23 protein-coding genes and 1 riboswitch are annotated in these 21,685 nt (G+C 65.3%); of the genes, 9 read left to right on the top strand and 14 right to left on the bottom strand.

What is annotated here, in order from left to right; translation table 11 throughout:
* Positions 1-5: 5 nt before the first annotated feature.
* Genes rplI through rpsF form a run of 3 tightly spaced genes read right to left on the bottom strand, consistent with a single transcriptional unit; the run spans position 6 to position 1,258 of the window.
* On the bottom strand, positions 6-602 hold the full coding sequence (gene rplI / locus N6H05_RS18270) for a 50S ribosomal protein L9 (RefSeq protein WP_004212072.1): 597 nt from the start codon (positions 600-602) through the stop codon (positions 6-8).
* Positions 603-615: 13 nt separating this feature from the next.
* Complete coding sequence (gene rpsR, locus N6H05_RS18265) at positions 616-840, bottom strand: 30S ribosomal protein S18 (protein WP_004212076.1); 225 nt, start codon at positions 838-840, stop codon at positions 616-618.
* A gap of 13 nt (positions 841-853) precedes the next feature.
* The gene (gene rpsF / locus N6H05_RS18260) at positions 854-1,258 is read right to left on the bottom strand and encodes a 30S ribosomal protein S6 (RefSeq protein ID WP_004212077.1); all 405 of its coding nucleotides are present in this window, start codon (positions 1,256-1,258) and stop codon (positions 854-856) included.
* Between the two features lie 246 nt (positions 1,259-1,504).
* On the opposite strand from rpsF, the gene N6H05_RS18255 reads away from it, so the two are divergent.
* Entirely contained in the window at positions 1,505-2,908 is a 1,404-nt protein-coding gene (locus tag N6H05_RS18255) for a GntP family permease (RefSeq protein WP_284110983.1), read from the top strand.
* A 58-nt stretch (positions 2,909-2,966) separates the two neighbouring features.
* Here N6H05_RS18255 and N6H05_RS18250 read toward each other — a convergent pair whose 3' ends face one another.
* From N6H05_RS18250 to N6H05_RS18220, 7 genes are all read right to left on the bottom strand, one after another.
* Positions 2,967-3,320, bottom strand: coding sequence for an RcnB family protein (locus N6H05_RS18250; protein WP_004212081.1), 354 nt, complete (start codon positions 3,318-3,320; stop codon positions 2,967-2,969).
* A 177-nt stretch (positions 3,321-3,497) separates the two neighbouring features.
* On the bottom strand, positions 3,498-4,214 hold the full coding sequence (locus tag N6H05_RS18245; protein WP_284110981.1) for a CPBP family intramembrane glutamic endopeptidase, BDIM_20840 family: 717 nt from the start codon (positions 4,212-4,214) through the stop codon (positions 3,498-3,500).
* 28 nt (positions 4,215-4,242) lie between these two features.
* Entirely contained in the window at positions 4,243-4,434 is a 192-nt protein-coding gene (locus tag N6H05_RS18240; protein ID WP_284110979.1) for a hypothetical protein, read from the bottom strand.
* Positions 4,435-4,544: 110 nt separating this feature from the next.
* Complete coding sequence (locus N6H05_RS18235) at positions 4,545-5,750, bottom strand: ABC transporter permease (RefSeq protein WP_284110977.1); 1,206 nt, start codon at positions 5,748-5,750, stop codon at positions 4,545-4,547.
* Positions 5,750-6,472: an ABC transporter ATP-binding protein gene (locus tag N6H05_RS18230; protein ID WP_004212086.1), complete on the bottom strand. Its 723-nt coding sequence runs from the start codon at positions 6,470-6,472 to the stop codon at positions 5,750-5,752. The genes N6H05_RS18235 and N6H05_RS18230 overlap by 1 nt, the downstream gene beginning before the upstream one ends.
* A gap of 4 nt (positions 6,473-6,476) precedes the next feature.
* Positions 6,477-8,030, bottom strand: a complete 1,554-nt coding sequence (locus N6H05_RS18225; protein WP_284110976.1) for an efflux RND transporter periplasmic adaptor subunit — start codon at positions 8,028-8,030, stop codon at positions 6,477-6,479.
* Entirely contained in the window at positions 8,020-9,471 is a 1,452-nt protein-coding gene (locus N6H05_RS18220; RefSeq protein ID WP_284110974.1) for an efflux transporter outer membrane subunit, read from the bottom strand. The genes N6H05_RS18225 and N6H05_RS18220 overlap by 11 nt, the downstream gene beginning before the upstream one ends.
* Before the next feature lie 190 nt (positions 9,472-9,661).
* On the opposite strand from N6H05_RS18220, the gene fabD reads away from it, so the two are divergent.
* The 3 genes from fabD to fabG are packed head-to-tail and all read left to right on the top strand — an operon-like array spanning position 9,662 to position 12,142.
* A complete protein-coding gene (gene fabD, locus N6H05_RS18215) occupies positions 9,662-10,597 on the top strand; it encodes an ACP S-malonyltransferase (protein ID WP_284110973.1) in 936 nt (311 codons plus the stop codon).
* Positions 10,594-11,400 carry a crotonase/enoyl-CoA hydratase family protein gene (locus tag N6H05_RS18210; RefSeq protein ID WP_284110972.1) on the top strand — a complete coding sequence of 269 codons (807 nt, stop codon included), beginning with the start codon at positions 10,594-10,596 and terminating at the stop codon, positions 11,398-11,400. The genes fabD and N6H05_RS18210 overlap by 4 nt, the downstream gene beginning before the upstream one ends.
* Position 11,401: 1 nt before the next feature.
* Positions 11,402-12,142 (top strand): 3-oxoacyl-[acyl-carrier-protein] reductase, encoded by a 741-nt coding sequence (gene fabG / locus N6H05_RS18205; RefSeq protein WP_284110971.1) that lies wholly within the window; start codon positions 11,402-11,404, stop codon positions 12,140-12,142.
* 12 nt (positions 12,143-12,154) lie between these two features.
* On the opposite strand, the gene N6H05_RS18200 is transcribed toward fabG, so the two are convergent.
* Positions 12,155-13,378, bottom strand: coding sequence for a glycosyltransferase family 87 protein (locus N6H05_RS18200; RefSeq protein WP_284110970.1), 1,224 nt, complete (start codon positions 13,376-13,378; stop codon positions 12,155-12,157).
* 207 nt (positions 13,379-13,585) lie between these two features.
* On the opposite strand from N6H05_RS18200, the gene N6H05_RS18195 reads away from it, so the two are divergent.
* The 4 genes from N6H05_RS18195 (at position 13,586) to N6H05_RS18180 (ending at position 17,573) form a co-directional block, all read left to right on the top strand.
* Positions 13,586-13,819 carry an acyl carrier protein gene (locus N6H05_RS18195; protein ID WP_004212096.1) on the top strand — a complete coding sequence of 78 codons (234 nt, stop codon included), beginning with the start codon at positions 13,586-13,588 and terminating at the stop codon, positions 13,817-13,819.
* Positions 13,820-13,997: 178 nt separating this feature from the next.
* Positions 13,998-15,257 carry a beta-ketoacyl-ACP synthase II gene (fabF, locus tag N6H05_RS18190; RefSeq protein WP_037507895.1) on the top strand — a complete coding sequence of 420 codons (1,260 nt, stop codon included), beginning with the start codon at positions 13,998-14,000 and terminating at the stop codon, positions 15,255-15,257.
* 209 nt (positions 15,258-15,466) lie between these two features.
* A complete protein-coding gene (gene mltG / locus N6H05_RS18185; protein ID WP_284114267.1) occupies positions 15,467-16,438 on the top strand; it encodes an endolytic transglycosylase MltG in 972 nt (323 codons plus the stop codon).
* Between the two features lie 60 nt (positions 16,439-16,498).
* Positions 16,499-16,607: riboswitch (SAM-I-IV-variant riboswitch) on the top strand.
* Positions 16,608-16,646: 39 nt separating this feature from the next.
* Positions 16,647-17,573 carry a homoserine O-succinyltransferase gene (locus N6H05_RS18180; protein ID WP_284110969.1) on the top strand — a complete coding sequence of 309 codons (927 nt, stop codon included), beginning with the start codon at positions 16,647-16,649 and terminating at the stop codon, positions 17,571-17,573.
* A 10-nt stretch (positions 17,574-17,583) separates the two neighbouring features.
* Here the strand turns inward: N6H05_RS18180 and N6H05_RS18175 are convergent, their stop codons facing one another.
* Positions 17,584-18,003, bottom strand: a complete 420-nt coding sequence (locus N6H05_RS18175; RefSeq protein ID WP_284114266.1) for a sugar transporter — start codon at positions 18,001-18,003, stop codon at positions 17,584-17,586.
* A gap of 107 nt (positions 18,004-18,110) precedes the next feature.
* On the opposite strand from N6H05_RS18175, the gene N6H05_RS18170 reads away from it, so the two are divergent.
* Positions 18,111-18,614 carry a 2'-5' RNA ligase family protein gene (locus tag N6H05_RS18170; RefSeq protein WP_284114265.1) on the top strand — a complete coding sequence of 168 codons (504 nt, stop codon included), beginning with the start codon at positions 18,111-18,113 and terminating at the stop codon, positions 18,612-18,614.
* 643 nt (positions 18,615-19,257) lie between these two features.
* Here the strand turns inward: N6H05_RS18170 and N6H05_RS18165 are convergent.
* Entirely contained in the window at positions 19,258-20,484 is a 1,227-nt protein-coding gene (locus N6H05_RS18165; protein ID WP_284114264.1) for an NAD(P)/FAD-dependent oxidoreductase, read from the bottom strand.
* A 123-nt stretch (positions 20,485-20,607) separates the two neighbouring features.
* Complete coding sequence (locus tag N6H05_RS18160; protein WP_004212110.1) at positions 20,608-21,645, bottom strand: rod shape-determining protein; 1,038 nt, start codon at positions 21,643-21,645, stop codon at positions 20,608-20,610.
* Between the last annotated feature and the right edge of the window lie 40 nt (positions 21,646-21,685).

Raw genomic sequence — 21,685 nt, 5'->3', positions numbered from 1 at the left:
GAGGCTCAGGCTTCTTCGGCCGGAGCTTCTTCCGCCTCGACGGCGATTTCGCCCGGCTCGGCGTTCGGATCGTAATCCTCGGTGAAGCCGGCTTCGTCCTTCTCGAACAGGTCGGCCATCACGTCGACGCCCTGCGCCTGCAGTTCGGCTTCTTCCGGCGAGCGGGCAACGTTCACCGTGATGGTGACGGCCACTTCCGGGTGCAGCGCGACCTTGACGTCGAAGACGCCCAGTGTCTTGATCGGACGCTCCAGCACGACCATCGCCTTGGAGACGTTGGTCACGCCATCGGCGTGCAGCGCATCGACGACGTCACGGACGGCGACCGAGCCGTACAGGTGGCCGGCGTTCGACGACTGGCGGATCAGGACGATCTGCTTGCCGTTGACGCCTTCGGCAGCCTTTTCGGCGTCCGAACGACGAGCGGCGTTGTCGGCTTCGATCTTCGCGCGGTTGGCTTCGAACACAGCCTTGTTGGCGGCGTTCGAACGAAGAGCCTTCTTGTTGGGCAGCAGGAAGTTACGAGCGTAACCATCCTTCACGGTGACGACGTCGCCGATCGCGCCCAGCTTTTCGATGCGCTCAAGGAGAATGATTTCCATGGGTCTTTCTCCCTTACTTCACGATATAGGGCAGCAGGCCCAGGTGACGGGCGCGCTTGATGGCCTGGGCCAGCTCACGCTGCTTCTTGGCGGACACCGCGGTGATGCGGCTGGGGACGATCTTGCCGCGCTCGGACACGAAGCCCTGCAGCAGACGGACGTCCTTGTAATCGATCTTCGGCGCATCCTTGGCGGCGAAGGGGCAGCTCTTGCGGCGGCGGAAAAACGGGCGTGCCATGTTTCAGATCTCCTTATTCGGCAGCCGGGGCTTCTTCGCGCTCACGGCGCGGGCCACGGTCGCCACGGGGGGCACGGTCGCCGCGTTCGGCGCGTTCCTGCTTGCGCATCATCACCGACGGACCGGCTTCCAGCTCTTCGACCTTGATGGTCATGTAGCGGATGATGTCTTCGTTGATCTGGGTCTGACGCTCCAGCTCGGCAATCACGTTGCCCGGTGCGTCGATGTTCAGCATGACGTAGTGCGCCTTGCGGTTCTTGGCGATCTTGTATGCGAGCGAACGCAGGCCCCAGGTCTCGACCTTGGTCACCTTGCCTTCATTTTCCTCGACGATCTTGGTGGCGGTTTCCGCCAGAGCGTCCACCTGCGCCTGTGCCAGATCCTGGCGCGCAAGGAACACATGCTCGTAAAGAGCCATGGGTATTGCCTCATCTGTTGGCCGATCGCTGACGCCCACCCCATGTGGAACGCCCCTCCGGCTGTCGTCTCAAGCATTCGAAATCGTCCGACGTCCGAATCCGGGGCCGAGCGAAGGCGCGCCTATGACGGAAAAGCGGGGGAAAGGCAAGCGGCATCGGTGCAGCCATGGGCGGCAGCGGCCCTGCTTGCAGTCAGGCTTCACCTGTCTCTATCCTGCCCTCCAGAAAAAGAGAAGGAGAGACGGATGGCGGTCGCAATCGCGGCACTGGCGCTGATCTTGCTGATGCTGGCGGCCTATCGCGGCATGAGCGTCATATTGATGGCGCCCTTGCTCGCCATGCTGGCGGTGTTCCTGACCGATCCGGCGGCGGTGCCCACCGCCTTTTCCGGCCTGTTCATGGACAAGGTCGCCACTTTCCTGAAACTCTATTTCCCCGTCTTCCTGCTCGGCGCGCTGTTCGGCAAGCTGGTCGAGATATCGGGCTTTTCCCGCGCGATCGTGACGGCGGTGATCGGTTTCGTCGGCGCGGGGCGGGCGATCCCGGCGATCATGATCGTGACGGCGCTGCTGACCTATGGCGGGGTGTCGGTGTTCGTGGCGGTGTTCGCCGTCTACCCCTTCGCTGCCGAGATGTTCCGCCGCGCCGATATTCCCAAGCGGCTGGTGCCGGCCACCATAGGGCTTGGCGCGCTGACCTTCACCATGGATGCGCTGCCCGGCACGCCGCAGATCCAGAATGTCATTCCGGCCAGCTTCTTTGGCACCACCGCCTGGGCGGCGCCGGTGCTGGGCATGATCGGATCGGTGGTGATCGCGGCGACGGGCCTTGCCTATCTCAACTGGCGGCGCCGGGCGATGGCGGCCGCGGGGGAGGGCTATGGCGCGCCCGAAACGCTGGTCAACGAACCCGATCGGCAGGAAGAGGCGGTCGCCATCCACCCGCTGGTCGCCCTGCTGCCGCTGCTGGTGGTAGGGCTGGGCAATCTGGCGCTGACCCTGGTGATCCCGCGCATCACCGGCGGGGCGGAAGAGGTGAGCATTAGGCTGGCGGGGTTGCCCGATCCGGTGACGGCGAAAGTGACACAGCAAGCGGCACTGTGGGCTGTGGAGGGGGCGCTGCTGCTGGGCATCGCCACCATCCTGATCTTCGCTTTCTCGGTCGTGGCGCGGCGCTTTGCGGAAGGGGCGAAGGCGGCGGTCGGTGGCGCCCTGCTGGCGGGGATGAACACGGCGGTCGAATATGGCTTTGGCGGAGTGATCGCGGCGCTGCCCGGCTTCCTGGTCGTCAAGGATGCGCTGAAGGCGGTGCCGAACCCGCTGATCAACGAAGCCATTACGGTGACGACCCTGGCCGGCATCACGGGATCGGCGTCGGGCGGCCTGTCGATCGCGCTGGCGGCGATGGCGGACCAGTTCGTTGCGGCGGGCGATGCGGCGGGTATCCCAAGAGAGGTGCTGCACCGGGTCGCGTCGATGGCATCGGGGGGCATGGACAGCCTGCCGCACAATGGCGCGGTCATCACCCTGCTGGCGGTGACGGGCCTCACCCATCGCCAGGCCTATAAGGACATATTCGCGCTGACCCTCATCAAGACGATGACTGTCTTCGTCGTGATCGCCGTCTATTATCTCACAGAACTGGTCTGAACATGACAGCGCCCCGGAGCGATGGCTCCAGGGCGCTTTTCAGGAGGGCGGGGCCTGCTTAGCGGATGGCGCCGGCGACGACCGCGCCGATGATCCCGCTGGTGAGGGCGACCAGCACTGCGTCATTGCCCGAGCGGACCCAGTGGTAACCGCGCGGCGGGGCCGACAGGCGATAGCCGCGATAATTGTCGACGACCCGGTAATTGGTCGCATAGCGGCGATCGAAGCGCTGGCCCTTGGCCCAGTGGCGATCGTTGCGCACGACGGTCTTCTTCTGGACGACGGTGCGGTGCGGACCTTCCTTCACGACCCGGACGGTCTCGCGATGGGGCGCGGCCTGGGCCTGGGCGGTGACGATCGGGCTGGCGGCAACGGCGGTGGCGGTCAGGGCCAGGATGATCTTCTTGAACATGTCTTCACTCCTCTTGTTTCAATCGAGGGCGCCGCTTCCGGCGTCGAAGACAGAGATAGGCTGCGCTTGTCGCAAGCCTGTCCCAGCAACGGGGGAAGTTTGTCGGAAATTGTATCAAACCCCGATTTAAGCTGAATATCGGTTCAGAAATGGCGCTTTTTCAATGCCTTGTTCGACTCACAGCATCAGCGAGATGGCATTGCCGAAATTGTGCAGCAGGATCGGCAGCAGCAGGCTGCCTGTACGCAGGCGCAGCCAGACGGCCAGCAGCGAGGGGATGGCGGTGAGCGCCATCACCATCGGGTCAAAGCTGAAATGGCCGCCCGAATAGCCGAACGCATGGGCGAGGCCGAACAGGCCGCAGGAGAGCAGGGCGCCCCAGCCCCAGTCGACACCCAGGAAGCGGACCCGTCGGGTAAAGGCGCGGTCGAGCGCGAAGAGCAGGATGCCGCGATAAAAGGGTTCTTCCTCCAGCCCCGGCATGGTGAGCTGGAAGGCGATTTCCTCCGCGCCGCTGGGATCGTCGGGGAAATAGAGCGAGAGCGCGGTAAAGAAGGCGCAATAGAGCAGGGCCACGGGCAGGGCAGCGGTCAGGCTGCCGCGCGCCTGCCGGAGGGTAAGGCCGACCCGCTTCCAGCCGAAGGCGGGCAGGGCAGCGACCAGCAGCGTGAGGGCAAGGGCCAGCAGCTTGCCCTGCCAATTCCAGTCGGCGGCGGGGATGAGATCGGGGATATGCCGATAGGCGCGGGTCAGCAGCGTGTCATTGACGGCAACCAGGGCGGCGGCGGTGAGCAGCCAGCCGGGCCGAAAGCCGCGCCGATCGATCAGGCCGATCGCACCGCCTGCGGCCAGCAGCAGCGCCAGCGTGCCGAGCAGGCCGATGACACCGTTCATGCGCGCCGCTCCGGCGCGCGCCGGTGGTTCAGTCGGTGGAGGCGGGCAGAGAGACGGCGGGCAGGGGCGTGGCGGTGACGGTCATGCGGGCGAGCAGGATGGGATGATCCTTGCCCTCCAGCAATTGCGCCGTTTGCGGTGCCTGCGCGTCGGCAAAGGGGGTGAGGCTGACCCCGAGCAGCAGCGCACTGCTGATGAGGCTGGCGGCGATCATCTTCATGGAGGCATCCCTTCCACAGCGCCGGAGCGGCGCCATGGCGGGAGGGATTAGGCAGAAGATGTCGCAGCATTATCCCGGATAACCGCCCTTTTGTCGGAAAATGTATCAGCCTATTCGTGCCGCAGTGCGTCAATCGGGTTCAGGCTGGCCGCCCGGCGGGCGGGGAAATAGCCGAACACCACGCCGATCGCCGCCGAGAAGAGGAAGGCGATCAGATTGACCTGCGGGTCGAAGGTGAAGGGCACCTTCATCAGCGGCGCGATGCCGACCGATGCGATGAGCGCGATGACCAGGCCGATGACGCCACCCATGCAGGACAGCACGATCGCCTCCACCAGGAACTGCATCAGCACTTCGCGCGCGACCGCGCCGATGGCGAGGCGAATGCCGATCTCGCGCGTCCGCTCCGTCACCGACACCAGCATGATGTTCATGATGCCGATGCCGCCGACCAGCAGCGAGATGGCGGCGACGGCCGCGACGATCTGGGTCAGGATGGTGGTGGTGCCGGTCAATGTGTCGCTGATCTGCTTGGTGTCGAAGACGTTGAAATTATCCTCCGCGCCCGCCTTGATCTTGCGCCGCTCGCGCATCAGCTCCTCCAGGCTGTTCTGCACGGTGGCGCTGTCATAGGCGTCGTCGACCGCGACCATGATCTGGCTGATGTCGCGATCGCCGGTGAAGCGGCGCTGGACGAACTTGATCGGCATGACGACGACATCGTCCTGGTCGCCAAAGCCGCCCTGGCCGCGGGTTGCAAGCACGCCCACCACCTGACAGCTGACGCCCTTGATCCGCATCCGCTTGCCGATCGGGTCATTGCCCTGGAACAGGTTGGTGCGCACCGTATTGCCGATGACGCAGACCGATTTGCCGGCCTCTTCCTCGTCCGGCATGAACAGCCGCCCGTCCGACACATTCCAGGACTGGACCTGCGAATAGGCGGAGGTCGTGCCATAGACGGTGGTCGACCAGTTATTGCCTTCATAGATGGCGGTGCCGCTCGACTGAACCACCGGCGCCACGGCGCGCACGCCGGTCAGCTGGTTCTCGATCGCGGTCAGGTCCGCTTCCTTGAAATTGGGCGGGCGTGGCCCGCCGCCGCCACGGCCGAAGCCCTGGCCGGGGCGCAATTGCAGCACGTTTGCACCCAGCGAGCTGATCTGTTCGCGCACGGCGGCGGTCGCGCCATTGCCCAGCGTCACCATGGTGACGACGGCGGCGACGCCGATGATGATGCCGAGCGTCGTGAGGAAGCTGCGCATCTTGTGCCGGTTGATCGCCCGGAAGGCGAGGATGACGGTGGTGCCCAGCATCAGCCCACGGCTCCCTTCTGCGGTCCGCCCTGGCCTTTGTCGACCCGCTCCACCAGCCCATCCTTGAAATGGACGATGGTATGGGCAAATTCGGCCATGTCGGGTTCGTGCGTCACCATCAGCACGGTGATGCCGCTATTCTGGTTGAGGTCGGTCAGCAATTGCATGATCTCCACCGACCGTTCGGAATCGAGATTGCCGGTCGGTTCGTCCGCCAGCAGCACGTCGGGCTGGGTGACGATGGCACGGGCGATCGCGACGCGCTGTTGCTGGCCGCCGGAGAGTTCCGCCGGGGTATGGTCCCACCAGTCCTTGAGGCCCACCTTGTCGAGCGCGGCCATGCCCATCTCGTAACGGGTCTTCTTGTCCTCGCCGCGATAGAGCAGGGGTAGCTCGACATTCTCCAGCGCGCTGGTGCGGGCGAGCAGGTTGAAGCCCTGGAACACGAAGCCGAGATAGCGGCGGCGCAGCAGCGCGCGCTGGTCGCGGTCCAACGTTTCGACATGGCGGCCCTTGAACAGGAACTGTCCGCCCGATGGCACGTCGAGGCAGCCCAATATGTTCATCGTCGTCGATTTGCCCGAGCCCGAAGGCCCCATGACGGCGACGAAATCGCCCTGCTCGATGTCGAGGTCTATGCCCTTGAGCGCCTGAAAGGCGGTGGGGCCGCTGCCGAAGATCTTGGTGATCCCCCGCAGCGAGATGATGGGATCGGCGGCCATGGGATCAGGTTCCGCTCTGCCGCCCGGTGCCCCGGCTTTCGGTGCCGTTGCTGCCCTGGGGGGCGGCGGGCGTCGGGGCGACCGGGGCGGTCTGGGGTGCGGCGTCGCCCGAATTGCCGAGCGACTTGACGCTGGCGGGGCTGCCGTCGGCGGCGGGATTGCGCGGGCGGTCCTTGGAGCCATTGGCCCCAGCGGCGGGGTCTGCCTTCTGGTCCTCGGCGGGCTGCTGCGCGCCGGCGGCAAGCTGGCCGGTGATGACCTTCATGCCGGGCTTCAGGTCGCCGCCGGTGATGACGGTGCGCGATCCGTCGCTGGCGCCGACGGTTACCTGGATCGCCTTGGGATCGCCCTTTTCGTCCAGCACATAGAGGGTCTGGCTGCTGCCCGCGCCGAAATTGACCTGGCGGTTGGCGCCGCTGCGGCGCATGCGGCCGGGGCCGGGCAGGACGCTGGTGATGCCGCCGCCCGATCCGGCACCGCTGCTGGGCTTGAAGCGGAGCGCGCTGTTGGGGACGAGCAGCACATCATGCAGTTCCTGGGTCACGATGTCGGCGGTCGCGGTCATGCCCGGACGCAGGGTTTCGTCCGCATTGTCCACTGACAGCACGGCGGTATAGGCGACGACCGTGCCGGTCGAGCTGCTGGTCGTGCTGGTCGAGGACGAGGAGGACGAACTGCTGCTGGAGCTGTTCGATCCGACATTCACCCGCGTGACCTTCGCCGGGAAGGTGCGGCCCGGGAAGGCGTCGACGGCGAAATTGGCGGTCTGGCCTTCCTTGACCTGGCCGACATCGGCTTCGTCGACCGAGACCTCGACCTCCATCTTGGTGAGATCCTCGGCGATGGTGAACAGCACCGGCGCGTTGAGCGAGGCGGCGACGGTCTGGCCCGGCTCGATGTCACGCGACAGGACCACGCCGGTGACCGGCGAGACGATCTGGGCGATCGACAGATTGGTCTGGGCGGTCGACAACTGGGCGCGCGAGACATTCACCTGCGCCTGGGCCGAGCGGAGGTTGGCAAGCGCGCCATTATAGTCGGCGCGGGCCGAATCCAGTTCGGTCTTGGCCGGCACCTTGCCGCCGGAAAGCTGATAGACGTTGAGCTGGCGATCCAGCGTTGCCTTGGCCAGCGCGACCTGCGCCTGCGCCTGGGCGACGCCGGCCTGGGAGGAGGCCACCTGGGCCTGCGTCTGGTTGATCGTGTCGACCAGGCGGCGGGTGTCCAGTTCGGCGAGCTTCTGTCCCTTGGTCACGCGATCATTGACGTCGACATAGACGGCGGTGATCTTGCCCGACTGTTCGGACCCCACATCGACCTGGTTGATCGGCTTCAGATTGCCGGTCGCCGACACGCTGACCGTCAGGTCGCCCTGGCGCGCCTCGCGGGTGGCATAATTGGGCTTGTCATCGCCGGCAAAGCAGCGGGCGACAAGCAGAACGAGGATCAGCAGCACGATGCCGATGGCGCCGCGGATCAGCCATTTGCGATGCGGCTTTTCGGGTTTGGCGCCCAGAAAGTCGTTGAGATCCTGATCGGGGCTGGCGTCATTGCTCATGGGGGCGGTCATCCATATTCTGCCAGCCGCCACCCAGCGCATTATAAAGCTGGGCGATGGCCAGGATCTCGTCCGATTGGGCGCTGGCAAGGCTGTTGCGGGCGTTCAGCAACGTGGTTTCGCTGCTGGACAGGGTCTGGAAGTCGATCAGGCCGGACTGATACTGGCTGCGCGCCAGGATCGCGGCATTGTTCGACGCTTCGTAAGCGGTGGCGAACTCGATCTTGCGCCGGCGCGCACTGTCGAGCGAGGCCATGCCATTTTCGACATCCTCCAGCGCGCCGAGAACGCTCTGCTTGTAGGCGGCGAAGGCGGCATCGGTCGCCGCCTTCTGCGCGCGGACCTGCGAGGCAAGGCGGCCACCATCGAAGATGGTCTGGGCGACATTGGCAAAGACGCCGCCGGTGATGAGGTCGAACAGATCCTTGAAGGCGTTCGACGTGGTGCCGATGTTGCCGCTGATGCCGAGCGAGGGATAGAGCTGCGCCTGGGCGACGCCGATCCGCGCGGTGGCGGCGGCCAGCGCCCGTTCGGCGGACCGCACATCGGGCCGCTGGCGCAGCGTGTCGGCAGGAATACCGGTGGCGATGTCGGTTGCGGCGGTGGGGATCGGCGCCGGTGTTTCCAGCGCGCGGGTCGCGTCGCCCGGCGCCTGGCCGGTCAGCACGGCGATGCGGTTGAGGCTGCCCTTCAGGCTGGCTTCGAGCTGCGGGATGGTGGCGCTGGTCTGGGCGAGTTGGGCCCTGGCCTGCTGCTCGTCGAGCGAGGAGACCAGCCCGGCCTGCAACCGCCAGCGGGCGATGTCGTAATTGTCCTGCTGCACCTTCTGCGTCTCGCGGGCGATGCGCAGCTGTTCCTGCGATGCGCGCGCCTGGACATAGTTGGTGACCAGTTCGGAAATGATGGTCATCCGCACATTGGCGAGGTCATAGCCGGACGCTGCGAGATCGGCCCGCGCGGCTTCGGCCGAGCGCGACAATTCGCCGAACAGGTCGATCTGCCAGCTGGCATTGGCGCCGGCCGAATAGCTGCTGGACCAGTTGCTGGCGCCGGTGGAGATGACGTTGCCGCTGTCGTCGACACGGGTGCCGCCGGCCTGGCTGCGGTAATTCTTGCCGCCGCTGGCCGATCCGCTCACCTGCGGCAGGAAGGACGCATTGGCCTGGCGCAGGGATTCCCGCGCCTGCCGCAGCCGCGCCTGCGCCTGGACGATGTCCAGGTTGCCGGCGATCGCCTGATCGATCAGGCCAGTCAGCGTCGGATCGTTGAGCCGCGTCCACCAGGTGGCGAGGGTGGCGTCGTCCAGCGCGGTGCCGCTGCCTTGGCTATAGCCGGCGGGCACGCCCAGCGCGGCGGATTGCGGTGCGTGATAGTTCGGCCCCGCCGCGCAGGCGGACAGGGCAAGCACCGATCCCGTGAGCCATGCAATGCGATATCGCACCTTTTCCTTGCACTCCGTCGTCGTTAAAGGGGCCAGCAATATTCCCCCGGAGAGACAGGGGGCAGGTATGTCAGGTCGTTACGTGCCGAAAAGCAATGTACGCCTCAATGCCATATATGTCTCAAAGTGTAACGTGCGTGAATTCCCGTGTTTTTCTCCGGAAAGACACCAGTAGATCAGAGGATGGAAGATGAGGGCATTTCTTTTCCCGGGCCAGGGTAGCCAGTCGGTCGGCATGGGCAAGGCGCTGGCCGAGGCTAGCCCGGCGGCAAAGGAACTGTTCCAGGAAGTCGATGACGCCCTGTCGCAGCATCTGTTCCGGATCATGGTGGAAGGCCCCGAGAGCGACCTGACCCTGACCGAGAACGCCCAGCCCGCGATCATGGCCAATGCCCTCGCCACGCTGCGCGTGATGCAGAAGGAAGGCGGTTTCAGCCTGGCCGACAAGGGCGATTATGTCGCCGGCCACTCGCTGGGCGAATATAGCGCGCTGTGCGCGGTCGAGGCGTTCGACCTTGGCACCACCGCCCGCCTGCTCAAGCTGCGCGGTCAGGCGATGCAGGCGGCCGTGCCGGTGGGCGAGGGCGCGATGGCGGCGCTGCTGGGCGCCGACATCGAAAAGGCGCAGGCGCTCGCCGATGCTGCGGCCGAGGGCGAAGTCTGCACCGTCGCCAACGACAATGATCCCAGCCAGGTCGTCATTTCCGGCCACAAGGGCGCGATCGAGCGCGCGGTCGCGCTGGTCAAGGATCATGGCATCAAGCGCGGCGTGCTGCTGCCGGTGTCGGCGCCCTTCCACTGCCCGCTGATGCAGCCGGCCGCCGATGCGATGGCCGAAGCGCTGGCGAAAGCGACGATCAACGCGCCGCTGCTGCCGGTCTATGCCAATGTGCTGGCCGCGCCGATCAGCGACCCGACCGACATTCGTGACCGTCTGGTCGAGCAGGTCACCGGCCGCGTCCGCTGGCGCGAATCGATCGGCGCGATGTGGGATGCGGGCGTTACCGATTTCGTCGAACTGGGCGGCAAGGTGCTCGGCCCGATGGTCAAGCGCATCGCCCCCGACGCCACCGTGCGCAGCGTGGTGACGATGGACGATATCGAGGCGGTGCTGGGCGCGCTGTGAGCGAGGGCCCGGTTCTTGCCAGCCGCGACGGGGCCGTCCTGACGGTCACGCTGAACCTGCCCGACCGGCGCAATCCCATCTCCGATCCGGCGATGGTGGATGCGCTGTGCGATGTGTTCGAGGCGGCGGACCGGGATGCGAGCATCCATGTTGCGATCCTGACCGGGGCGGGCAGTGCCTTCTCCTCGGGCGGCGATCTCAACGCGATGCGGTCGGATGCCGGCGGGCTGCGCGCCAGCCTGCCGGCGCAGACGCGGCGCAACTATCGCGCGGGCATCCAGCGCCTGCCTCTGCTGTTCCAGGCGATCGAGCTGCCGGTGATCGCGGCGGTCAATGGCCCGGCGATCGGCGCGGGACTGGACCTGGCCTGCATGTGCGATCTGCGCGTCGCGGGCGAGAGCGCGCGCTTTGCCGAAAGCTTCGTGAAGCTCGGCCTTGTCTCCGGCGATGGCGGGGCCTGGTTGCTGCCGCGCATCATCGGCTTTTCCAAGGCGTCGCAACTCTCGCTGACCGGCGAGACGATCGGTGCGGGCGAGGCACTGCGGATCGGGCTGGTCGGCGATGTCGTGCCCGACGCGGAGCTGATGACGGTGGCGCGGGCGCAGGCCGATGCGATCGCCGCCAACCCGCCGCACGCGACGCGGATGACCAAGCGGCTACTGCGCGCGGCGCAGACGGCGGAACTTTCGCAAATTTTGGAAATGGCGGGCGCCATGCAGGCGCTGGCCCACGCGACCGCGGATCATGACGAGGCGATCGACGCCTTCTTCGACCGCCGGCCGCCACACTTCAAGGGAGACTGACATGTTCGATCTGACGGGAATGACCGCGCTGGTGACCGGCGCTTCGGGGGGCATTGGTTCCTCCATCGCCAAGGCGCTGGCCGCGCAGGGCGCCACGCTGGCGCTGTCGGGCAGCAATGAGGAAAAGCTCAAGGCCTTTGCCGCCGAACTTGGCGGCGACCACAAGACCCTGGTCTGCAATCTGTCTGACCCGGCCGCCGTCGACGCGCTGGTGCCGCAGGCGGTGGAAGCGCTGGGCGGCAAGATCGATATCCTGGTCAACAATGCCGGCATCACCCGCGACAATTTGATCCTGCGCATGAAGGACGAGGAATGGTCGCAGGTCATTTCGGTCAATCTGGAAGCCGCCTTCCGCCTGTGCCGTGCCGCTGCCAAGCCGATGATGAAGGCGCGCTTCGGCCGCATCATTTCGATCACCTCGGTCGTGGGCGTCACCGGCAATCCGGGCCAGTCCAACTATTGCGCGTCGAAAGCGGGTATCATCGGCATGTCGAAGTCGCTGGGCCAGGAACTGGCGAGCCGCGGCATCACCGTGAACTGCGTGGCGCCCGGCTTCATCCGTTCGGCCATGACCGATGCGCTGAACGATGCCCAGAAGGGTACGATCCTGGCCAAGATCCCGGCCGGCGACCTGGGCGATGGCGACGATATCGGCGCGGCGGTCGCCTATCTGGCGAGCAAGGAAGCGGGCTATGTCAACGGCCAGACCCTGCACGTCAACGGCGGCATGGCGATGATCTGACCGACGCGCCGGTCAGGCGATCTTCGTCCGACCGGGCAGAGTATAAGCGAGCGCGCCGTCCAGCAGGATGGCGCGCCGCATCGCCAGCGCCAGCACGGCGATCGCGGCGATCAGGTTGACCGGCACATGGGTCCATTCCGACACGGCCCGGCCAAACAGCGGGGCCATCCAGGCATAGGCCAACCAGCTTCGTTCCCAGCTTAGCGCGCCGCGTTTGCCCATGTCGGCCGCGACGAAGGCGATCGCCATCCCCAGCAGCACATAGTCATAATCGAGCACATAGGGCGTGCAGAGCAGCGCTGCGCTGAGTGCCGCGGCACCCCGCACTTCCATCGCGCCGCGCCGGGCGATCAGCGCGGCGATACCGATGGCGATGGCTGTCACCAGACCCTGCACCACATAGGCGGCCGGAATGCTGCCGCCCCACTGGCGAATGGCGGCAAAAGGGCTCTGGATCTTTTCCCAGCCGGTGGCGCCATTTTCGATGATGATATGCTGCGTCAGCGGTAGGGAATCGATGAAGGCCTGCCACACCGGCCAGCCCCAGATCAGCAATGTCAGCAGGCAGAGGCCCGCCGATGTCAGGCCGGCGGCCAGGAAGGCACGGACGTTGCCGCGTGCGATGATCAGCACCGGGATCAGCACGGCAAATTGCGGTTTGTAGACCAATGCGCCCAGCAGCATGCCGGCGATCCAGGGGCGTCGGTCGAGCAGGGCCATGCCGCCGCCCAGCAGGCCGGCGGTCATGAAGGCATTCTGGCCATGGCCCAGGCACACCATCACCACCGGTGCGCCGAGTGCGATGAGCAGGGCGTCGCGCTGGCCCGGCAGGACATGGCGGACGACCATCAGTGCGCCGGCCAGCGTCAGTCCCTGCCACAGCAGCAGGGCAGGGGTGTAGGGGATTTGCGCCAGCAGCGTTGCCAGGATCAGGAAGGGCGGGGGATAATGCCAGCCATAGAAGGGGATGGCGGGATCATGATGGATCGCCTTTTGCACTGCATGATGGGCGGGCCAGTTCCATGCCTGCGCGGCCTGGCCCTGATCGGCCATCCATCCCGCCGTCCAGACGTTGGAAAAGTCGGTGCCGAGCGGCCGGCCGAGCGAATCTACCGTGCCATGGGCCGTCGCGAACAGGTAGGTGAGGCCGATCAGCGTTGCTGCCAGCATCAGCCAGGCGGTCATTCGGACCCGTTCGGGAGTGATGAACGGGTCGGGGCACAGGCGGTCGATCATGGCTATTTGCTGGCACAAGCGGCTGAAATTTTGGTAAACAAGTCCTTGTTTCCGGGTTTTTTCGGTCTTTTTGTTGCCGAAACGTGCCTGTCGCTCCATCTTGGGGCTTGGCGGCCTTGCCTCTTGCCTCTATCGGGGCTTGGCACTAGGGCAATGCCTTAACGGTTATTCAGAACCACCAACGATACCCAGTAAGAAGGACCACTCATGAGTGAGACCGCGGATCGCGTAAAGAAAATCGTCGTCGAGCATCTGGGCGTCGAAGCCGAGAAGGTGACCGAGGACGCCAGCTTCATCGACGATCTGGGCGCAGACAGCCTGGACATCGTGGAACTGGTGATGGCGTTCGAAGAAGAATTCGGCGTCGAAATCCCGGACGATGCGGCTGAGAAGATCGCCACCGTCAAGGACGCGATCGACTATATCGACAGCAAGGCCTAAGGGCTTCGCGGCCTGCCTTTGGTGGCGGGCCGCCCTCCTTGCACAAGGATTGGCTCCTCCTGTCCGGTGATCCCGGAGCTTGGGGAGCCTTTTCGTATCTGGCCTGCCGTTCACAAGTGCGTGTGGAACGCCTAGATGAGCGGCACGGAACCAAAAATTGGAATTTCGGAGCAAGCATATGCGTCGCGTCGTCGTAACCGGCCTTGGCATGGTAAGCCCGCTTGGCGGGGATGTCGAAACCACCTGGAAGAACATCATCGCGTCGAAATCCGGCGCGGCGACGATCACCCGCTTCGATGCCACCGATTACAAGTGCCGCATCGCCTGCGAAGTGAAGCCGGCGGATCATGAATATGGCTATGACGCCTCGCTGGACGTCGACCACAAGATCCAGCGCCAGGTCGATCCGTTCATCGTCTATGGCATTTCCGCCGCCAGCCAGGCGCTGCGCGACGCGGGGCTGGACAATATGTCGGAAGAAGAGCGCCTGCGCGCCGGCTGCTCGATCGGTTCGGGCATCGGTGGCCTGCCGGGCATTGAAAGCGAATCGCTGGTGCTGGCCAACAAGGGCCCCAACCGCGTTTCGCCGCACTTCGTCCATGGTCGCCTGATCAACCTGATCTCGGGCCAGGTGTCGATCAAATATGGCCTGATGGGTCCGAACCATGCCGTCGTCACCGCCTGCTCGACCGGCGCCCACTCGATTGGCGACGCTGCGCGCATGATCGCGATGGACGATGCCGACGTGATGCTGGCGGGCGGCGCGGAAAGCGCGATCTGCCCGATCGGCATCGCCGGCTTCGCCCAGGCGCGTGCGCTCTCGACCGGCTTCAACGACACGCCGGAAAAGGCGTCGCGTCCCTATGACGTCAACCGTGACGGCTTCGTCATGGGCGAAGGCGCGGGCGTGGTCGTGCTGGAAGAATATGAGCGGGCCAAGGCGCGCGGCGCGAAAATCTATGCCGAAGTCATCGGCTATGGCCTGACCGGCGACGCCTATCATGTCACCGCGCCGCACCCGGAAGGCAATGGCGGCTTCCGCTCGATGCAGATGGCGCTCAAGCGCTCGGGCCTGGCGCTGGAAGATATCGACTATGTGAACGCGCATGGCACTTCGACCCCGCTGGGCGACGAACTGGAGCTGGGCGCGGTCAAGCGTCTGTTCGGCGATCATCTGGGCAGCATGTCGATGTCGTCGACCAAGTCGGCGATCGGCCATCTGCTGGGCGGCGCGGGCGCGGTGGAGAGCATCTTCTGCATCCTTGCCATGCGCGACCAGATCGTGCCGCCGACGCTCAACCTCGACGAGCCGAGCGAAAGCTGCAAGGGCGTGGACCTGGTCCCGCACGTCGCCAAGGAGCGCAAGGTGCGCGCGGTGCTGAACAACTCGTTCGGCTTTGGCGGCACCAACGCCTCGCTCATCATGAAGGCGATCTGACCTTTCAATCTTCCCCTGCAAAGGGGAGGTGGCAGGCCGAAGGCCTGACGGAGGGGTATCACCCTATCGATGGCGGGATACCCCTCCACCACGCCCTTCGGGCGCGGTCCCCCTCCCCCAATGGGGGAGGATCATGTAAGCCATAGCCGGTTGGGCATTATTTGGGTCGGGCAGTTGGGATGATGGCAAGACGATCCGGCGCAAATCCGGTGCGGCGACTGGGCTGCATCATCCTTCTGATCGGCCTGGCCGTTGTCGCCTTTGTCGGTTTCCGCTTCGTCCATGGCTGGACCGAGACGGGACCGGCCACCCAGGATATCAGCATCGTCGTGCCGGAGGGATCGACCCTGTCCGATGCCGCGGTGCTGCTGAAATCGGCCGGCGCGGTGCGTTCGGCCGATGCCTTCCTGACCCGCGCGAAGGTTTTTGGCGGCGCCAAGCCGATCAAGGCCGGCGAGTTCGTGCTGCCCAAGGGCGCCAGCAATAGCGAGATCCTCTCGATCCTGCAGGGCGGCAAGACGCTGACCCGGCTGGTCACCATTCCCGAAGGCATGCCGTCGATCCTGGTGCAGGAACGGCTGATGGCCAATGACGAGCTGACCGGCGAAGTCGCGGTGCCGCAGGAGGGCAGCGTGCTGCCTGACAGCTATGCCTTCGACAAGGGCGAGCCGCGCGCCGCCGTGCTGAAGCGGATGCAGGCGGCGATGGACAAGGCGCTGGCGAAGCTCTGGGCCGAACGCGCGCCCAACACGATCGCCAAGTCGCCCCAGGAGGCGATCATCCTCGCCTCGATCGTCGAGAAGGAAACCGCGATCGCCAAGGAGCGGCCGATGGTCGCCGGCGTCTACAGCAATCGCCTGCGCAAGAACATGATGCTGCAGGCCGACCCGACGATCATCTATCCGATCACCAGGGGCAAGCCGCTCGGCCGCCGGATCAAGAAGTCCGAGATCGCCGACGTCAACGATTACAACACCTATGCCATGACCGGCCTGCCCAAGGGGCCGATCGCCAATCCGGGCCGACTGTCGATCCTGGCGGTGCTGCACCCGGCGGAGACGAATGCGCTCTATTTCGTCGCGGACGGGAAGGGCGGCCATATCTTCGCCGACACCTATCAGCAGCATAATGAGAATGTGCGCAAATGGTTCGAGATCCGCCGCGCACGGGGCGAGCTGTAAAGCCCGGCTTGGCCGATATATAGCCGGGCTTGCCACATGGCCCGGCGCGCGCTAGGGATAGCGCAGCATCAAGAGTTGGGGCGACGCCCAACGCCAACCTGCCGTTCCGGGCAAGGTGGCACTCCCGATCCGGGAGGATGTGGCCGATCCGGCAACAAAGCGGACCTCAGCCACCGATCGTCGCCCCACCAGGAAGGACTGACGAGACGTGCCGATCAAGATTGCCGACGACCTGCCCGCCCGCCGCACGCTGGAAGCCGAAGGCGTTGCCGTGATGGGCGAGGCGGACGCGGTGCGGCAGGATATCCGCCCGCTGCGGATCGCGCTGCTGAACCTGATGCCCAACAAGATTGATACCGAGACGCAGTTGGCACGGCTGCTCGGCGCTTCCCCGCTGCAGGTGGAACTGACGCTGGTGCGGATCAGCGACCATGTGTCGCGCAACACCTCCGCCGATCATATGCAGTCCTTCTACCGCGCCTGGAGCGATGTGCGCGACGAGCGGTTCGACGGCTTCCTGATCACCGGCGCGCCGGTCGAGCATCTGCCGTTCGAGGAGGTGCGCTACTGGCAGGAACTGCGCGCCATCTTCGACTGGACCCAGACCCATGTGCATCGTTCGCTCAGCATCTGCTGGGCGGCGCAGGCGGCGCTTTATCATTTCCACGGGGTTCCGAAACACGCGCTGGAGCGCAAGGCGTTCGGCGTGTTCCGCCATCGCAACCATGCCCCGGCCTCGCCCTATCTGCGGGGCTTTTCGGACGATTTCTCGATCCCCGTGTCGCGCTGGTCGGAAGTGCGGCGGGAATCGCTGCCGGTCGATCGCGGGCTGCAATTGCTGGCCGACAGCGCGGAGACCGGGCCTTGCCTGGTGCATGATCCGCGCCACGGCTTCCTGCACATGTTCAACCATGTCGAATATGACACGCGCACCCTGGGCGACGAATATGCGCGCGATGGCGGCCGCCAGATGCCGGCCCATTATTTCCCGGATGACGACCCGACCCGGCCGCCGGAAAATCGCTGGCGCAGCCATGCCCATCTGCTGTTCGGCAACTGGATCAACGACCTCTACCAGACCGCGCCGTTCGACGTGGACATGATCGGCCAGGAGATATTGCAGAGCGCGGCCTGATCGGAGCCGATCAGCGCAGCAGGCCCTTGGCCGCCTGATTGCGGGCGTAGAGCCACTGGCCGATGCCGATCAGGACGATGACAGCCGGGAAGGTCACCGCGCCCGCGCCCTTCACCGCCAGCAGGTCGGTGCCGAGGAACGTGTATCCGAACTGGACGATCACCGCGAGCAGCGACAGCAGGAACAGCGGCACTGCGACGCGGCGGCGCAACAGCAGGGCGATCGCGCCCAGCGTGCCGGCGCCCACCGCCATCGCATAGACGGCCCAGGCCCAGCCGGGCATCTGGGCAAAGGCGCGGGCGGTGTCGGGATCGGTCTTGGCGAGTTCGCCAAGATCGGCGCCATATTGCATGACGAAGGCGGCGACCCCCATCAGGTTCCATAGCAGCAGGATGACGGCGATGATGACGAAGGATGCCGGTGCGCGCATGATGCTTCCCCTCCTGGTCCGCGCCTGCTTGCCGGGCGCGGCTTCTGTCATCATATAGCCTGTCCCGGCCGGGCGAAAGTCCGCCATCGCGTTGCAGGGAGGCGGTCCTGGCTGATCCGATCATCGTCACCGCGCTGCTGGGCGCTGCCGATTTCGCCTGGGCGAATGGCTTGCGCCGCGCCCATTTTCCGCCCGAACGCAATCAGGTGCCGGCGCATGTCACCCTGTTCCATCATCTGCCGCCTTCGCTGCTACCCGAACTCAGGACGCGGATGAAACAGATATGCGCCGGCCCGACGCCACGGGCGCGGCTGGGCGATGTGCTGCTATTGGGGCAGGGGGTCGCCTATCGCATCGACAGTCCCGATCTGGCGGCGTTGCGTGGCGAATTGGCGGACGCCTTCACCGGCCTGCTGACGCCGCAGGACCAGGCCGGCTTTCGCCCGCATCTGACCGTGCAGAACAAGGTGGAGCGGAGGGTCGCGCGGGTGCTGGCCGACCGATTGCGCGCCGATTTCCATCCTCGCCCGCTGGCGATCGCGGGCCTGGCCGCCTGGCACTATCGTGGCGGACCATGGGAACTGGCAAGCGAGAGCCGCTTTCGGGGGTAGGGGGGATTTGGGTGGTTGGCGGACTTTAGTTAGAGCGGTCGAACGACAACCATTTCACTCTTCTTCCAATCGGAGGTGAGCCGGTCGAAACGCTCAAGATCGGCTGATCGCTCGATAACAACAAAATATTCGCGATCGTTGGTTCCCACTGAGATAGCACCCAATTCGGCAGCTACCCGAAGCATTTCATCGACCGTCCCGCTTGCTACCGATGCAGGGAAGCAGATGATGTATGCTCTTGGGCTCATACCGGTTGATTATCAGCAGCCCCGAGGTCTGCAAGTGGTCGTCAGCCGTCAAAACCCGATATCGTCATTGCTTCGCTACGCTTGCAATGGCGGGGTTCGGTCGCTTCCCGGCCGTCTTTCCTACTCGGCATTTTTCTGGTCCACCCTGTGGGATGGAATTGGCCGCTCTTGTCGCTCCCACATCGACCGCATTGCCACAGCCCGCCGCAACCGCCCTGTCGCGTCCTAGTCGCCTGATCGTCGCTTCGCCGGTGCGTCGGTGCCGCTTCACAAGCGCACGATTGTCGCACCGCCGTCGCTTTCCGATGACCCTATGCCGGGAAAATGGCGCAAAACGGGGCGACGACACTGTGAACTTCGTAGGAAAATTCCCTTGTCGCGTCGTCGCCGACCGGTCAGGCGAGGCCGACTTCCTTGAGCGGAATACCGGCATCGGCCAGTTGCGCGGGATCGAGGTGTGCGCCCGACAGCACATGGGCGCGACCCTGGACATAGTCCTTGACCGCATTGACGCAGTCGAGCGCGATTACCTTGCCGCCCTTCAGATAGACGACCGAGAAGCTGCGGGTGGCCGGATCGCCGCGCAGCACCGTCTGGTCGAAGCCGGTCGAGAGGCCCACTGTCTGGAGCTTCAGATCATATTGGTTCGACCAGAACCAGGGCACGGCGTCATAGGCCTCTTCCTTGCCGAGGATATGGGCCACGGCGGTCTTGGCCTGGTCATTGGCGTTCTGGACGGATTCGAGGCGCATCTGCGCGCCGCCGGCAAAGCGGTTGGCGTGGGCGGCGCAATCGCCCACGGCATAGATGTCGGGCAGCGAGGTGCGGCAATATTCGTCGACATCGACGCCATTGCCGCCGGCCGCGCCCGCCGCGATCAGCGGGCCGGTTTCGGGCACGATGCCGATGCCCACGATCACCATGTCGGTCTCGATCCGCTCGCCATCCTGCATCAGCACCGCGGTCGCCCGGCCGTCCTCGACCGCGATACAGTCCATCTTCGCGCCGGTGCGCAGATCGACGCCATGGGCGCGATGCTCCGCCTCGTAGAAGCGCGAGAGATCCTCGCCCGCGACGCGGGCCAACACCCGGTCGAGCGCTTCGAGCAGGACGACGGTCTTGCCGAACTTGGAGAGGACGGCGGCCGCCTCCAGCCCGATATAGCCACCGCCGATGATGGTGACATGGCTGACGCTGTCGATCTTCGCCATCATCGCGTCGACATCATCGCGGCGGCGCACGGCATGGACATTGGCGGCTTCGGCGCCGGCACAGGTCAGCATCCGGGGACTGCCGCCGGTACACCAGATCAGCTTGTCATAGCCGATTTCCTCGTCGCCGACGGTGACGAATTTGCCGACCGGATCGACGCTCTTGACCCGCTTGCCCAGCAACATGTCGATCTTGCGTTCGTCCCAGAAGGCGGCAGGGCGGATCAGGATTCGGTCGAAGCTCTTGTCGCCGGCAAAATATTCCTTGGACAAAGGCGGGCGCTCATAGGGCGGATCGCGTTCATCACCGATCATGCCGACCGAGCCTTCGAAACCGTGTTGCCGCAGCGAGATCGCCGCTTGCGCGCCGGCATGGCCGGCCCCCACGATCAGAACGTCATAATAGCTCATCCGCCCGCTCATCCTCTTTTATCCGGAGTTTTGCTTGGCGGCATTTGGCAGTGCTGGCAAGCGCCGATGTGGCGGGGCGGGCAAGCAATGCCCGCCAACCATCGTCGGGGCGCTACGTGCCGATCAGGACATGGTCAGCACGCCTTCATAGGCACGGTCTTCCAGCGCCTTGCCCGCGCCCATGGCGACGCACATCAGCGGCGTGTCGGCGATCCGCACGGGCAGGCCGGTGGCTTCCGACAGCGCCTCGTCCAGCCGGCGCAGCAGCGCGCCGCCGCCGGTCAGAGTGATGCCTTCATCGATGATGTCGGATGAGAGTTCGGGCGCGGTCTGTTCCAGCGCGGTCATCACCGCCATCACGATCTGGCCGACCGGTTCGGACAGGGCGTCGCAGATTTCCGCTTCGCTGATCGTCATTTCGGCCGGGCGGCCATTTACCAGGTCGCGCCCCTTGACGATGATCCGCTCGCCCTCGCCATCGGGCGGGGTGGCGCAGCCGATCGCGCATTTGACGCGCTCGGCGGTGGCTTCGCCGATCATGAGGTTGTGGACGCGGCGGATGTGCGAGGCGATCGCGTCGTCCAGCTTGTCGCCGCCGACGCGGGCCGAATTGCTGTAGGCGATGCCATTGAGCGACAGCACGGCCACTTCGGTCGTGCCGCCGCCGATATCGACGACCATCGCGCCGCGCGGTTCGGTGACGGGCAGGCCGGCGCCGATCGCCGCGGCCATCGGCTCCTCGATCAACTGCACCCGCGCGGCGCCGGCGTTGGAGGCCGCATCGCGCAGCGCCCGGCGCTCGACCATGGTGGAACCGGTCGGCACGCAGATCACTACATCATAGCGGCGGCCGAAACGCCCGCCATCCTGCGCCTTCTCGACGAAATGCTTGATCATCTGCTCGGCCACGTCGATGTCGGCGATCACGCCGTCGCGCAGCGGGCGGATCGCCTGAATATTGGCCGGGGTCTTGCCCATCATCAGCTTGGCTTCATTGCCCACCACCTTGACCTTGCGGATGCCGCGAATGGTCTCGATCGCGATGACGGAGGGTTCGTTGAGCACGATGCCGCGATCGCGGGCGTGGATGACGGTATTCACGGTGCCAAGGTCGATCGCCATGTCGCAGGCGGTCGAGGAGAAGAAGCGGGGCATTTTCATGGGAAAGCGGCGATCTGCAAAGATTGTGAAACAATGGCCC

The organism is Sphingobium sp. WTD-1 (genome assembly GCF_030128825.1).
Taxonomy (GTDB): domain Bacteria; phylum Pseudomonadota; class Alphaproteobacteria; order Sphingomonadales; family Sphingomonadaceae; genus Sphingobium.
This window is presented reverse-complemented; position numbering and strand designations above follow the sequence as displayed.

Coding starts and splice junctions, on each gene's coding strand:
- rplI (WP_004212072.1), bottom strand. CDS start 602: ATGGAAATCATTCTCCTTGAGCGCATCGAAAAGCTGGGCGCGATCGGC.
- rpsR (WP_004212076.1), bottom strand. CDS start 840: ATGGCACGCCCGTTTTTCCGCCGCCGCAAGAGCTGCCCCTTCGCCGCC.
- rpsF (WP_004212077.1), bottom strand. CDS start 1,258: ATGGCTCTTTACGAGCATGTGTTCCTTGCGCGCCAGGATCTGGCACAG.
- N6H05_RS18255 (WP_284110983.1), top strand. CDS start 1,505: ATGGCGGTCGCAATCGCGGCACTGGCGCTGATCTTGCTGATGCTGGCG.
- N6H05_RS18250 (WP_004212081.1), bottom strand. CDS start 3,320: ATGTTCAAGAAGATCATCCTGGCCCTGACCGCCACCGCCGTTGCCGCC.
- N6H05_RS18245 (WP_284110981.1), bottom strand. CDS start 4,214: ATGAACGGTGTCATCGGCCTGCTCGGCACGCTGGCGCTGCTGCTGGCC.
- N6H05_RS18240 (WP_284110979.1), bottom strand. CDS start 4,434: ATGAAGATGATCGCCGCCAGCCTCATCAGCAGTGCGCTGCTGCTCGGG.
- N6H05_RS18235 (WP_284110977.1), bottom strand. CDS start 5,750: ATGCTGGGCACCACCGTCATCCTCGCCTTCCGGGCGATCAACCGGCAC.
- N6H05_RS18230 (WP_004212086.1), bottom strand. CDS start 6,472: ATGGCCGCCGATCCCATCATCTCGCTGCGGGGGATCACCAAGATCTTC.
- N6H05_RS18225 (WP_284110976.1), bottom strand. CDS start 8,030: ATGAGCAATGACGCCAGCCCCGATCAGGATCTCAACGACTTTCTGGGC.
- fabD (WP_284110973.1), top strand. CDS start 9,662: ATGAGGGCATTTCTTTTCCCGGGCCAGGGTAGCCAGTCGGTCGGCATG.
- fabG (WP_284110971.1), top strand. CDS start 11,402: ATGTTCGATCTGACGGGAATGACCGCGCTGGTGACCGGCGCTTCGGGG.
- N6H05_RS18200 (WP_284110970.1), bottom strand. CDS start 13,378: ATGATCGACCGCCTGTGCCCCGACCCGTTCATCACTCCCGAACGGGTC.
- N6H05_RS18195 (WP_004212096.1), top strand. CDS start 13,586: ATGAGTGAGACCGCGGATCGCGTAAAGAAAATCGTCGTCGAGCATCTG.
- fabF (WP_037507895.1), top strand. CDS start 13,998: ATGCGTCGCGTCGTCGTAACCGGCCTTGGCATGGTAAGCCCGCTTGGC.
- N6H05_RS18175 (WP_284114266.1), bottom strand. CDS start 18,003: ATGCGCGCACCGGCATCCTTCGTCATCATCGCCGTCATCCTGCTGCTA.
- N6H05_RS18165 (WP_284114264.1), bottom strand. CDS start 20,484: ATGAGCTATTATGACGTTCTGATCGTGGGGGCCGGCCATGCCGGCGCG.
- N6H05_RS18160 (WP_004212110.1), bottom strand. CDS start 21,645: ATGAAAATGCCCCGCTTCTTCTCCTCGACCGCCTGCGACATGGCGATC.